Genomic DNA, 12,934 nt, shown 5'->3' with positions numbered 1-12,934 from the left:
CAGTTGTAGGTACCTATACTACTACAACCAACATGAAACGAATTTATACCTTATTACTTGGTTGGCTCTGCTTCAGTCAGGTCGCCTTTTCGCAGCAAACCTATTTCAATGTACCTTCATCCGACATTCTTGACAAGCACAATGTTGCCGTTCAGCAACAGGTCAATATTTCGGAATCGATACGATCATCGACCACCGTGAACTATGGTCTGGGACGGGAATGGGAGATAGGATTCAATGTATATAACCTTGATTTCCAACCGGGTGAACACCGAATCGTAGCAAATGACTCCACCACCGAAAAAGCGTTTAGCCCATTGGTGATGCTAAACGCACAGAAAGCATTCAGCATCACCGACCATGTCGGGCTGGCCATTGGGATGCAGAGTGGGCTGAACGTGCTTACCCACCGACAACCACAGTGGGTAGGGTTTGCGTACGGCAATGTGGCGGCTTCTTCGGCGGATGACCACTATAAATTCTCGGCGGGAAGTTACGTTGCCAATGCCCGTTACTTAGGGGACGGACCCAGTGCCGGATTTCAAACGGGTTTCGACGCCGGAATTTTTTACCAGAAGTTGCACCTGCTGGGCGATTGGATATCCGGTCCACACGATTTTGGCCAGTTGGTATTGGGCATGGAAGTTTACCTGGGTAAGCACGTTCCCCTGGCCATTGGCTGGCAGCGAGCGAACAAAAACGGCGCCCAGGCGGTGGTACTTCAGCTAACGTACACGCCAAACTAGTTCAGTAAATTATCCAGCTGAGTTCTCACGCAACGACCGGATTTACGTCTCCACTTGTACGGGGGCACAGAAGTGTAGGTATTAGGTATCAACCCCTGTTAATTGTGATTAACAAGATACGAAACATAAAAAAGCAGTCGGCGTTCTAAACGCCGACTGCTTTTTAGCCCTTCTACACCGTATAACCGGTATTGGGTACGTTTATTTGGAGGTGGCCATCACCATTTTAATATTCAGTTTGGCGCCCGTTTGCAATACATCGACCAGGTCCTGAACGGTCAGTGTTTTGTCGAAGCGAACTACAACGGTTGGTTCGGCAATACCGGCCATCATGGTTTTCAGTTCGTTTTCGAGGTTAACCGGGTCTACCGGTCTTTTGTCGATGAAATACTGCTTCTTTTCATCGACGGAGAGCGTTACCTGCTTTTTGCTCAACTGCTGAGTGGCAGCAGCTTTAGGCAGTAACAACTTGATAACGTTTGGATTGGCTACCGTGGAGATAATCAGGAAGAACAACAGCAGAAAGAACATGATGTCGTTCAGCGAGGAGGTCGCCACTTCGGCAGCAAACTTGGTTTTTCGGCGAAGTTTCATAAGGCCATTTTGACGTTTGAGGTTTGTCGTTTGTTGGTACCATTACTTTAGTAAACGACAAACCTCAAACTGGTTTTTACCGCATCCTGGCGGGTTCGGTGGTTGGTTTCTGAAGTACTTCGATGAACTCAAAGGCATTCACTTCGAGCGCGAGCGTAAACCGCTCGATCATCATATTCAGCAGGTGATAGCAGGTATAGGCAATAACCCCCACAATAAGACCGGCCCCCGACGTAATCATTTTTTCGTACAACCCCCCGGCAATAATACCCACACTGATATTGTCGGTCAGCGAGATGTCGTAGAAGATACGGATGATACCCGAAATGGTACCGATAAAGCCCATCATCGGTGCGATACCGGCAATGATACCCAGGTAGCCCATGTTACGCTCCAGCCGCGAGAGTTCAATTTGCCCAACGGTTTCGATGGTGCTTTCAATTTCCCGAATGGGCGACCCAATCCGGCCAATGGCTTTCTCAAATACGCGTCCCATAGCCGTACGCTGATTTTTGGCGAACGATTCGGCCGATTTGATGTTACCCTGCGCCACCATATCCCGAATATTGTCGATGAAATTGGCATCCGCCTTTGTTTGGGAGCGAATAACAAAGTATCGTTCAAACATGAGGTAAAGCGCAGCAAAGAACAAAAAAGCGATGGGGACCATTACCCAGCCACCTTTGGCGACCAGATCAAATAGCTGTAACGTTTGGGGTTGAGCGGCCGCACTGGCGGTCATCGATGCGGCCGTGGTATCAATAGCCGGAACCTGGAGCAAGAGCATACGAACGAGTCGGGTAAATGGAAAAGGTTAGACCAATGACTGTTAAAGGAACAAACGTGCTGGTTTCAATGGATATTGTTTCAAAGATACGCAAGCGCATTTTATCCTGATAAGCGGAGCGTACTTTTCCTATCAAACGCAACAACCTGTCCCTACGGAATTGCTTCCGCTTTATGGTTTGACCAGAATTTTACCCCAGCGACCGGGCCGGTCGGCGTGTTCGACGGCTTCGGCAATCTGGTCGAGTGAATAGGAAGCTTCTACGGGCAACTGAAATTTGCCCGATGCCAGCAGACCGATAACGTTTTTGGCTACGTCCTGCCGGGTATTAGTATCAACCCGGCGCATCCAGTCGGTCAGCCAGAACCCTTTAATGGTCAACTCCCGGAATATCAGCAGTCCCGCATTGATTTGTGGGTCCTGCAAACTCAGCAGACCGTAAATAAGCATGGTTCCCCCTTTTGCCAAGCACGTCAGGGCTTCGGTAGCAGTTTGACCACCCACGGCATCCAGCACGCAGGAAACCCCAACCCCATCCGTAATCTGTTTGACACGAGCCGCCAGATTTTCCGTTTCTACGTTGACAATTTCGGTCAGGCCAAGTGCTTTCAGATCGTTATTCAGGTCATCTCGCCGAACGGTACCAATGGTGTTGATGCCCCGCATGGTACACAGTTGAATCACCATTTTACCAAACGCCGACCCGGCTGCCGTAATCATCAGCCAGCCCCCTTCCGGCACATTGGCGTCCTGCACCATAGCGTAAGCTGTAAACGGATTCACAAATAACTGAGCCGCTATATCGTCCGACATGGCGTCGGGAACGGGAATCAGGCTGCGGTGGTGCGCAATGGCGTATTCGGCCCAGGTGCCAACACCCGTAAAACTAACCCGTGTGCCTATACCAAGTGGTACTCCCTCTCCTACTGCATCGATAACGCCTACTCCCTCAAAACCCGCGCCCGACGGCAACTGGGGCCGAATACCATACAGGTTCTGCACGAACATGATGTCGGAGGGGTTGATGGGTGCTGCAATAACCTTTATCCTGACCTCACCCGGGCCGGGTTCGGGCAGGGGAACATCGGTGTTCTTGAGAATATCGGCTGGTTTACCGGGCTTATCAAAAATTATGCTTTTCATAACGTCTGTGAGAAAAATGAGTACAGCACGGAATTAAAAGAGCGTCCAACTACACGCTATTAAAATTCACTGGTTACTGTTGGAATACGGCCAAAAATATGACTTAATTCGCAGAAACTATTCCTAAACTCCTATTAACAGGTGGCAAAGCCTTCAGCAGTAAATTCAACTGACGACTTTCAGACCTCACACGTACTATGCAGACTTCTCCTTTTGTGGGTGAATTAATTGGCACAATGGTGCTCTTATTATTGGGTAATGGCGTTGTGGCCAATGTTGTTTTAAAACAAACCAAGGGAAACTCGTCTGGCTGGATTGTAATTACTACTGGCTGGGCCTTCGCCGTTACGATGGGCGTATTTATTGCCAAATCCTTTGGCAGCGTGGATGCCCATCTGAATCCCGCGGTTACGGTAGCTTTTGCCGTAGCTACCAATGATTACAGTAATCTTGTACCGTACATTACCGCTCAGATGATTGGCGGTTTCCTGGGCGCTACGCTCGTCTGGATTCTATACCGGCCCCACTGGGCTGCAACCCCTGATCCATTCGATAAACTGGCCTGTTTTGCCACGGGCCCGGCTATCCGGAGCAAAGGCGATAATTTTGTGAGCGAAATGATGGCTACGCTCATGCTGATTTTGGGTCTGGCGGGTATTTCGTCCAAACACCTCGGCGAACTGGCCATTGGTGTCGGGCCTTACTTAGTCGGTATTTTAATCTGGAGCATCGGCTTGTCGCTTGGCGGCACCACGGGCTACGCCATGAGTCCGGCCCGCGATTTTAGTCCCAGACTGGCTCATGCATTGTTACCCATACCGGGCAAAGGTTCTTCGGACTGGAATTATTCCTGGGTACCAGTGGCAGGTCCCATAGTGGGTGCTATAGTTGGCGGTTTGCTCATTCGGTGGTTCGCGCTGTAGCGAAGCGGTTAAAGACGTCAAATTCTTACTGCTGAATTCTGATAACACCACGGCATAGTATTCACTAGGCTGAACACTCTCGAACAGGGATAAATTTAAATTTTTCACTAAATTAAGCTCAGCTTCACGTAATGTTCACTTGTTCAACAGTTTTGAAGCATCTAAGCATATGAAACTGCTCTTTCGACTGGTTCAAGATAGACGGGTTTCTAAAATGGTATTTTGGGGAATAGCTGTTCTATCAATAATGACGACTAACCTGCCCCCTTCCTTCGATTGGGTTAGATATGTTATCTTAGTAGTAGCTGTAGTTTGGGCGTTGATTTATCATTTCGTACCTAAACATGAGTCGGCTGAAGAGGTCAAGCAACGTCAGATTGGGTCAATTTTTATTCTAGTCATTGTCCTTATTACTTTTTTTGTATTCAAGTAAGATATGATGAAAGTGAGAATGTATCATGGGTCCTTTTAAGGGCAAAATCTACCTTTATTCCCTTTATATAAGTTTAGTTATTCAACAGGTATTGGAAAAGTGCAGGTGCTACCAACGGATGCTACTACCTGCACTTTTGTATTTTACGGTTCAACTTGCTGTGTAAGTGCATGGATTTGTTTTAATTTATTCAATTGTACCCGAAAATTTTATAGCTATGACTGACAATGACGGACAGGAAAAAACATTGCGAGAGGAGCAGAAAGATCTGTTCCGTGAACTTTCAAAGGAGCAAACAGAAGCCGAGGAAGCTTTAGAAAACGATCAGGAACAGGCAGCAAAAGCAAAAACCCAGGATGAGAGTGATGAGTAAAAAAGTACAAAAAAGCCAACAGTGATATACTGTTGGCTTTTTTCAAGAGGTGTTGAATAACTCCGCTTATGTTGAGAGTAAAATTTGAGATTCCAGCTACTCTAAAAGAAAGGCACTATCTTATTTTTATACGAACTGAAAATAATCGGTATGTCTATATCCATTGACTGTGATCTTTGTATCATCCGTTCCTGGCAACAGGGCGACGAATTGACACTTCCTCAACATGCCAACAACAGAGCTATTTGGCTTAATCTACGAGATCGTTTCCCATATCCTTACACCCAGGCCGATGCTCAGCAATGGATTGTCTCTGTAGTTGGGGTTGTCCCTGAAACCAGCTTTGCTATTACAGTCTCCGGTGAAGCAGTAGGCGGTATAGGTTTAGTGCTCCATGAAGACATTGAGCGTTGCTCCGCCGAAGTGGGCTATTGGTTAGCGCAACCCTACTGGGGTCGAGGCATACTTACCGTTGCCTTAAAAGCTTTCACTCACTACGCCTTTAATGAATTTGAGCTAACTCGACTTTATGCCGTGCCTTTCCTTGGTAACCTGGCCTCAATTAAAGTACTTGAAAAAGCAGGGTATCAATGTGAAGGAATAATGCGACGGAGCGCAATTAAGGATGGTCAAGTGGTAGATCAAGCCTTGTATGCCTATATCAAAAGCCCTTAGTCGATTCTATTGTATAAGTGCGCCTATATGTTAAGGAAACGTTTTGATCAATGATTAATCAGTACTAACGGGAAAATCACTAACTAACCAACAGACTATTTCTCAGCTATACAAATTCGTTTCCAGAAACGCGTTGCGGAATTTCCCCTGCGGGTCGTACTCTTTGACCAGTTGCTTAAAGGCCGCCATTTTCTCGTAGCGGGACTGCAACTGCGCGGGGGCCAGCGTAAATAGCTTACCCCAGTGGGGCCGGGGACTGAACGGTTCCAATTCTCGTTCAATCATCGGCAACACTTTCCGAACCGACGCCCAATCCTGTTTCCAGGTAAAGTGAATCGCCAGACTGGGTTGTTTGTAGGCCATACTCATCCACAGGTTATCCGCATCGATGGTGCGCAACTCCGTAATCATCAGGTGCGGACTAATCTGGTTGTGGAGTCGCTCAACGGCCAGAATGGCTTCCACCGCGTTTTTGCGGGGTACAAAATACTCGGACTGTAACTCCTTGCCACTGCTGGGCGTAAAACCCATGCGGAAATGGGGCATCCGCTCGTACCAGGGACCGGGAACACCCATCTGTTCGGTGCAGTTCACGGCGGAAAGCTCCGCTATAGGATGAAGGTTTTTAGTGGCGAGTTTAGCCCCAAAGAAATCCGACTTTGCCGTTGTTGCTTTACCATTCCCAACCTTCTCTTTTATCCAGACTTCGTTGATACGGTGTTTTTGCCAGTCGGTAAACAGACTCACGCTATAACCAGCCGACATAATGGCCTCGAAGTGGTCTTTAAGCTGCTCCGTCGGCAAGTTCTCATACACGTACTGCCGCATCATGAATGTCGGCTGTATATCCAGCGTCACCTTTGTCACTACCCCCAGCGCACCCAGGTGCACCACAGCCGCATTGAAGGCATCGCCATCTTTGGCGCGGGACAGGGTGCGCGTTTCACCGGTAGCCGTCATGAGTTCCATACCCGATACGGCCGTTGCGAGGTTACCATTTTTCACGCCCGACCCATGCGTAGCCGTAGCACAGGCCCCGGCCACCGAAATGTGGGGTAATGAGGCCAGATTATGCAGTGCAAACCCTTTTTTGTCGAGATAAGGTGCCAACTGACCATATTTCATTCGCCCATCGACGGTGACGGTTTTCGCCTTTGTATCCAGCGAAAGGACCTCGTCCATTCCTTCCAGGGAAATGAAGGTATCCTTGCTGTCGGCAATGCTGTTGAAACAGTGGCGGGTACCCAGCACCTTTAGTTTGTTCTGCTTCCTGACAAAGGCCTGCACCTGCTGAATAGAGTCGGCTTTATATAGTTTATCGGTGCTGTATTCGTAATTACCAGCCCAGTTTTTAAGTTTTTCAGCCGTTACCCAGCTAACCAATGGTGCCATGAGGGGAGCAGTTAATAAAGAAGATGATAGTTTGAGGAACGTTCTTTTTTTCATGACCATAGGGTTTTTCGCTAAACTAATTGGATAATTTGACAATATTACACACGAAAAAACCTTTTAACCGATTCTTACAAACAGGATATGCCCACGTATGTAGCCGCCATTGACCAGGGTACCACCAGCACCCGATGTATTGTTTTTGACCGCGGGGGACAGATTGTTTCCGTAGCCCAGAAAGAACATAAACAAATTTACCCACAACCCGGCTGGGTAGAGCATGACTGCGAAGAAATCTGGCGTAACACGCTCGAAGTAATTGCCCTGGCCCGTATCAATAAAAAAATACCGGTTCAGGATATTGTGGCGGTTGGCATTACAAACCAACGCGAAACCGCCGTTGTCTGGAACCGAAAAACCGGCAAGCCCTACTATAATGCCATCGTTTGGCAGGACATGCGAACGGCCGATTTAGTGGCGCAATTCTCAAAAGAAAGTGAACCAGCCAATTTAGGACAGGACCGGTTTCGTGCTCAGACGGGCCTGCCACTGGCCACGTACTTCAGCGGATTAAAACTAAAATGGCTGCTGGACAACGTAAAAGGCCTTCGGGCCGATGCCGAGCAGGGCGACGCGCTTTTTGGCAACATGGATGCATTCCTGGTCTGGAACCTGACGGGTGGTGTGCATGGAGGCATACACCTGACCGACGTGACCAACGCCAGCCGGACGCAGTTGATGAACCTGCACACCCTTGACTGGGACGATTCATTGCTCAATGATTTTACGGTACCACGCGCTATGCTTCCCCAAATTCGGCCCAGCAGCGAGGTTTATGGCACCGTAACATCGGAAGTACTACCCGGCGTACCCATTGCGGGCATCCTCGGCGACCAGCAGGCCGCGTTGGTTGGCCAAACGTGTTTTGAACCGGGTCAGGCGAAGAATACCTACGGCACGGGCTGCTTTCTACTCATGAACACGGGCACTGAACTCCGCCCTTCCACCTGTGGCTTATTGACAACCGTAGCCTATCAGTTTCAGAATGAGCCGGTTCATTATGCGCTGGAAGGTAGCATCGCCATCACCGGTGCGCTGGTGCAATGGGTGCGGGACAACCTCGGTCTCATTAAAGACAGTAAAGAAATTGAAAGCCTTGCCCGCTCCGTTGAAGACAATGGCGGGGCCTACTTTGTCCCGGCTTTCTCGGGCTTATACGCACCCCACTGGAAGGCCGATGCACGGGGTATTATTGCCGGATTGACCCGTTTTGTTACCAAAGGCCACTTGGCCAGGGCCGTGCTGGAAGCTACTGCCTACCAGACAGTTGATGTCGTGCGGGCGATGGAACAGGACGCTAATGTGTCGCTGAAATCATTACGCGTGGATGGCGGCATGGTCGTTAACTCACTGTTGATGCAGTTTCAGTCCGATGTGCTGGACGGCCCGGTTGTTTGCCCGCGTATGACCGAAACCACCGCCCTGGGTGCCGCTTATGCCGCCGGGCTTGCCGTTGGCTACTGGAAAAACATTGACGACCTGCGTCAGAACTGGGGAGTTGCCAAAACCTATGAACCAACGATGGACGATGACCAGCGACAGAAACTGATGCGGGGCTGGCAGAAAGCCATCGAGCGGTCATTCGGTTGGGAAGAGTAGACTAGATTTCCGGTTCTTTCGGTATCAATTCTGAGGCCAGCACAAGTCGGCTCTGAGGCAGCCCCTGCGGGTATTCGTCCCGGATAAAAGCAATGAGTTGTTCCCGCATGTGACACCGCAAATCGAAGGCCGAAGGTGAATCAGGCGCCGAGACCAGAATGCGCACCTGAATGCAGGTAGGCAGCGTATCGATTACCTGAACGGAGAAGGTTTCGCCAGTCCACAGGGGGTCATCTTCGGCCAGCTTACGCGCTTTTTCCCGCAGCTTATCGACGGGTACGTTATAATCCAGGTAGAGAATGATGGACCCTATGATGGAAGCATCCGAACGGGTCCAGTTCTCGAATGGCTTTTCAACGAAGTACGTGATGGGCAAAATAAGCCGACGCCGGTCCCATATACGCACGATGACGCTGGTGAGGTTGATTTCCTCCACACGGCCCCACTCCTTCTCGACCACTACCGCATCGTTGAGCCGGATTTGCTGATTGAATGCAATCTGAACACCGGCCAGCAGATTGGCCAGCGTTTTCTGGGCAGCAAAACCAATTACAACCGACACGACACCGGCTGAGGTTAATACACTGAGCCCTAGTTTCCGGCTGCCCTGAAACGAAATAAGTACCAGCGAAGTCCCGATGAGAAGGATAGTAATGGCAACTACTCGACGAAAGAAACGAACCTGCGTAACAAATTTCCGTTGCTTTAATTTTTCATCGTCGTTGGTATCGTATTGCAGAATCAGGCGCTTTTCGCCCACTTTCAACAACTGAATAACCAGCCAGGTCGTACAAACGATGAACAGCACTTCGGCCATTTTATCCGCTACCGGATGCCGACGCAAAAAACGCTCAGACTGCACGTTGGTAGCCAGCAGAAAAAACAGGGAGGGCATGAAAAGCCAGAAGGGCCAGCGGGCATACTGCCTCAACAAAGCCAGCGTTTGAAAAGGCCGCTGACGCCCCACCAGCCGGATAATCTGTGTGATAACGACATCGACCACAACACCGGCCAACACGGCTGCAAGCAGCAATATCCACCCTGACAAGTCGCGGTTGGGAATATAGCCGAACCAGCGGATAACGGCCCGTATCCAACTATCTAATTGTTGTTGCATGGTGCAAAAATAAGAAGACCTGAAAGCTTTACCGCCTTTTAAATCTGTGTCGTACCGGGTAACGGCGAATACGCTTTAAATAATAAGTTTCGCCCTTATCTGTCAGCCCCTGGTTGGAGCCAGACTGCGATGCGGGCTAAGACAAACTTGTCCTGCACCCGCCAAATACGCTGCTGTTATTCTTCTTATCTTTAGTCGGTCGAAAGCGGGCAATCCGGCAAGGCGTTATTTTTGGTTCACTCATCAATCCAGGTTTACAGGTATGAAACAAGTTTTTCTTCTGTTACTATTCAGTTGCTACACGCTCACCAGTACACTGGCACAAAAGCCAGCTAACGCCGAAAAACAACCGGCTAAAGAAGGCAAATCACCCAAAGAGGATAAACCGGCACCAGATTCCCGAAGTCTGGACATCGATTCGCAGGTGGTAACCAACGGGCAGGTGACCATTAAAGGACAGCGGGTTCCCTATAAAGCCACTGCCGGCACCATCCCGGTTTGGGATGAGGAGGGCAAAGCCGTGGCCGGTGTGTTTTTCACTTATTTCGAACGCTCCGACATTACCGACCGCACTGCCCGCCCGCTGGTCATTTCGTTCAACGGTGGCCCCGGTACGGCTTCCGTCTGGATGATGATTGGCTATACAGGGCCGCGCATCCTCAAGGTAGATGATGAGGGCTACCCCGTTCAACCCTACGGCGTTAAAGACAATCCCCATTCCATTCTCGACGTAGCCGACATTGTGTATGTCGACCCGGTCAATACTGGTTTTTCGCGGCCAGTGAACAAGGATGTACCCGCAGCCAAACTGTTCTTTGGTGTCAACGCCGACATCAAATACCTGGCCGACTGGATCAACACGTTCGTTAGCCGGTATAACCGCTGGGCTTCACCGAAGTACCTGATTGGTGAAAGTTACGGTACCACGCGGGTATCGGGCCTGGCGCTGGAACTGCAAAACAGCCACTGGATGTACCTGAACGGCGTTATTCTGGTTTCTCCCACCGACCTCGGAATCGACCGCGACGGACCGGCCCAAGGGGCGCTTAAACTACCGTATTTTGCGGCTACGGCCTGGTTTCATAAAGCGCTACCGGCTGATTTACAGAAAAAAGACCTGACCGATGTACTGCCCGAAGTGGAAAATTTCACCATTCAGGAGTACCTGCCTGCGCTGGCACTTGGTGGCTCATTGAGCGACCAGAAACGCGCCGAAATTGCTAAAAAAGTAGCCCGGTATTCGGGGTTGACCGAAACGGCCGTGATGCAGCAAAACCTGGACGTACCCACCAATTTTTTCTGGAAAGAACTCCTCCGCGACAAAAGCCAGACGGTAGGCCGGCTGGACTCGCGCTATTTGGGTATGGATAGTAAAGACGCTGGTATTGCCCCGGATTATAATTCGGAACTGACTTCCTGGCTGCACTCGTTCACGCCCGCTATCAACCTGTTTATGCGCGAAGAACTAAACTACAAAACGGACCTGAAATACTACATGTTCGGGCCGGTACGCCCCTGGGATAATACCAACAACCACACGGGCGAAAACCTGCGTCAGGCAATGGCGCAAAATCCGTATCTGCATCTGCTGGTTCAGTCGGGCTATTACGATGGTGCCTGCGATTATTTCAATGCCAAATACAACATGTGGCAGATGGATGCCAGCGGCAAACTCAAAGACCGTATGGAATGGGAAGGCTACCGGAGCGGCCATATGATGTACCTCCGCAAAGAGGATTTGGCCACCAGCAACGAGCGCCTGCGGACATTTATCAAAAAAAGCACGCCCAAAAACAGCGAACCGGCCAAGTATTCAGGAAGCCGGTAAGGAGCCTTTCCCAGGGTCTTACCCATAATCACCGACATTAACAACCTGATGAAAAATTCCCGACGAAATTTCCTTCGCCAGTCTACCAAAAAGGGACTGATCTTACTCTCAGTCAATAGTCTGATGACCAATGCGTCGGCCGGGGGCCCCCGTTCGGCAACTACCGAACCCGAAAAAGAGCCGGCACGGGTTAAACCGGACCACGTCGTGCGTTCACTCCCCGAAAATATGGTTTGGGGCTATTTTGGGGCCGATGTCCCACCCGTTTATACAGCTAAAGATGGAGATATCATCGAGATTCAAACGGTCAACCCATCGGGCGTTAGCCGCACCAACCCCGACGAATTTTACACCAAAAATAACTTACCCATCGATCAGCACGCCCAGGAAGTAATTGCCATCCTGAAAAACGTGAAGCCCGAACCATCGGGCATTCGTGGTCATATGCTGACGGGTCCAGTCTACATCGATGGTGCCCAACCAGGCGATACCCTGGAGATTCGGATACTCGACCTGAGCTTCCCGGCCAGCTTTGGGGTGAACAGTGTGTGGCCCGGTGGGGGCGGCATTCCCGATGCGGTCACCACCCGCGAAACGTTTGTGTACCGGTATGATACCAGGCGCATGACGGCTTCCTGCGTGGCGGGTGTCGACATTCCCCTCAAGCCGTTTATGGGCGTTATGGCGCTATCACCACCTGCCGATATGGGCCATCAAAGCTCTATCCCACCTAATTTTTTTGGCGGTAATCTGGACATCAAACATCTGACCAAAGGGTCTACGCTGTACCTGCCGGTATCGGTTCCGGGTGGGTTATTCACGGCCGGGGATGGCCACGGGGCGCAGGGTAATGGCGAGGTAAGTGGCGTAGCCATCGAAACAGCCTTAACCCTCACGGCAAAGTTCATTGTTCACAAAGGGAAAACCCTCAAACAGTGCCGAGCCGAAACGCCCACTCATTTCATTGCCATCGGCCTGGACAAAGACCTGAACAAAGCGATGAAAAATGCTCTTTCGGAAGCGGTCACCTTCATCAGTGATGAACTGGGCTTTACATTTAATGAAGCCCTGTCCATTGCCAGCACAGGCGTCGATTTTGAGGTTAGTCAGGTCGTTGACCAGACATTAGGCGTTCATGCCATGATTCCGAAGTCGATTTTCACGAAGAAAAAGTTCAATTACTGGACGTAGGCGAATACAATTAATCTGTCATCTCGACCGCAGGGAGAAATCGCTTGCCTGACTAATAAGTGATGTTGGGGTTTGT

The 12,934-nt window shown here is 50.0% G+C and carries 12 protein-coding genes; 7 read left to right on the top strand and 5 right to left on the bottom strand.

Annotated elements, in window-relative coordinates; translation table 11 throughout:
* Positions 1–32 precede the first annotated feature (32 nt).
* Positions 33–746, top strand: a complete 714-nt coding sequence (locus tag B156_RS0113250; protein WP_018620210.1) for a hypothetical protein — start codon at positions 33–35, stop codon at positions 744–746.
* 201 nt (positions 747–947) lie between these two features.
* On the opposite strand, the gene B156_RS0113245 is transcribed toward B156_RS0113250, so the two are convergent.
* The 3 genes from B156_RS0113245 to B156_RS0113235 all read right to left on the bottom strand — a co-directional run bounded on the left by B156_RS0113245 (position 948) and on the right by B156_RS0113235 (position 3,270).
* Complete coding sequence (locus B156_RS0113245; protein ID WP_018620209.1) at positions 948–1,340, bottom strand: ExbD/TolR family protein; 393 nt, start codon at positions 1,338–1,340, stop codon at positions 948–950.
* 76 nt (positions 1,341–1,416) lie between these two features.
* Positions 1,417–2,127, bottom strand: a complete 711-nt coding sequence (locus B156_RS0113240) for a MotA/TolQ/ExbB proton channel family protein (RefSeq protein ID WP_018620208.1) — start codon at positions 2,125–2,127, stop codon at positions 1,417–1,419.
* A gap of 171 nt (positions 2,128–2,298) precedes the next feature.
* Complete coding sequence (locus B156_RS0113235) at positions 2,299–3,270, bottom strand: zinc-dependent alcohol dehydrogenase family protein (RefSeq protein ID WP_018620207.1); 972 nt, start codon at positions 3,268–3,270, stop codon at positions 2,299–2,301.
* Positions 3,271–3,467: 197 nt separating this feature from the next.
* Between B156_RS0113235 and B156_RS0113230 the strand changes: the two genes are divergently transcribed.
* The 3 genes from B156_RS0113230 (at position 3,468) to B156_RS0113215 (ending at position 5,674) form a co-directional block, all read left to right on the top strand.
* Positions 3,468–4,193, top strand: coding sequence for an MIP/aquaporin family protein (locus tag B156_RS0113230; protein WP_018620206.1), 726 nt, complete (start codon positions 3,468–3,470; stop codon positions 4,191–4,193).
* A gap of 650 nt (positions 4,194–4,843) precedes the next feature.
* Positions 4,844–4,999 carry a hypothetical protein gene (locus B156_RS31405; protein WP_018620204.1) on the top strand — a complete coding sequence of 52 codons (156 nt, stop codon included), beginning with the start codon at positions 4,844–4,846 and terminating at the stop codon, positions 4,997–4,999.
* A gap of 150 nt (positions 5,000–5,149) precedes the next feature.
* Positions 5,150–5,674: a GNAT family N-acetyltransferase gene (locus B156_RS0113215; RefSeq protein ID WP_018620203.1), complete on the top strand. Its 525-nt coding sequence runs from the start codon at positions 5,150–5,152 to the stop codon at positions 5,672–5,674.
* A gap of 102 nt (positions 5,675–5,776) precedes the next feature.
* On the opposite strand, the gene B156_RS0113210 is transcribed toward B156_RS0113215, so the two are convergent.
* The gene (locus B156_RS0113210) at positions 5,777–7,120 is read right to left on the bottom strand and encodes a D-arabinono-1,4-lactone oxidase (protein ID WP_026260807.1); all 1,344 of its coding nucleotides are present in this window, start codon (positions 7,118–7,120) and stop codon (positions 5,777–5,779) included.
* An 87-nt stretch (positions 7,121–7,207) separates the two neighbouring features.
* On the opposite strand from B156_RS0113210, the gene glpK reads away from it, so the two are divergent.
* On the top strand, positions 7,208–8,722 hold the full coding sequence (gene glpK / locus B156_RS0113205) for a glycerol kinase GlpK (RefSeq protein ID WP_018620200.1): 1,515 nt from the start codon (positions 7,208–7,210) through the stop codon (positions 8,720–8,722).
* Position 8,723: 1 nt separating this feature from the next.
* Here the strand turns inward: glpK and B156_RS0113200 are convergent, their stop codons facing one another.
* The gene (locus B156_RS0113200; protein ID WP_018620199.1) at positions 8,724–9,839 is read right to left on the bottom strand and encodes a mechanosensitive ion channel family protein; all 1,116 of its coding nucleotides are present in this window, start codon (positions 9,837–9,839) and stop codon (positions 8,724–8,726) included.
* A gap of 262 nt (positions 9,840–10,101) precedes the next feature.
* Between B156_RS0113200 and B156_RS0113195 the strand changes: the two genes are divergently transcribed.
* Complete coding sequence (locus tag B156_RS0113195) at positions 10,102–11,667, top strand: S10 family peptidase (RefSeq protein WP_018620198.1); 1,566 nt, start codon at positions 10,102–10,104, stop codon at positions 11,665–11,667.
* Positions 11,668–11,715: 48 nt separating this feature from the next.
* The gene (locus B156_RS0113190) at positions 11,716–12,858 is read left to right on the top strand and encodes an acetamidase/formamidase family protein (protein WP_018620197.1); all 1,143 of its coding nucleotides are present in this window, start codon (positions 11,716–11,718) and stop codon (positions 12,856–12,858) included.
* Positions 12,859–12,934 lie beyond the last annotated feature (76 nt).

Origin of the sequence: Spirosoma luteum DSM 19990 (assembly GCF_000374065.1) — a bacterium.
Taxonomy (GTDB): Bacteria; Bacteroidota; Bacteroidia; order Cytophagales; family Spirosomataceae; genus Spirosoma; species Spirosoma luteum.
The sequence above is the reverse complement of the archived record's forward strand: the minus strand, read 5'-3'. Positions and strand labels throughout refer to the sequence as shown.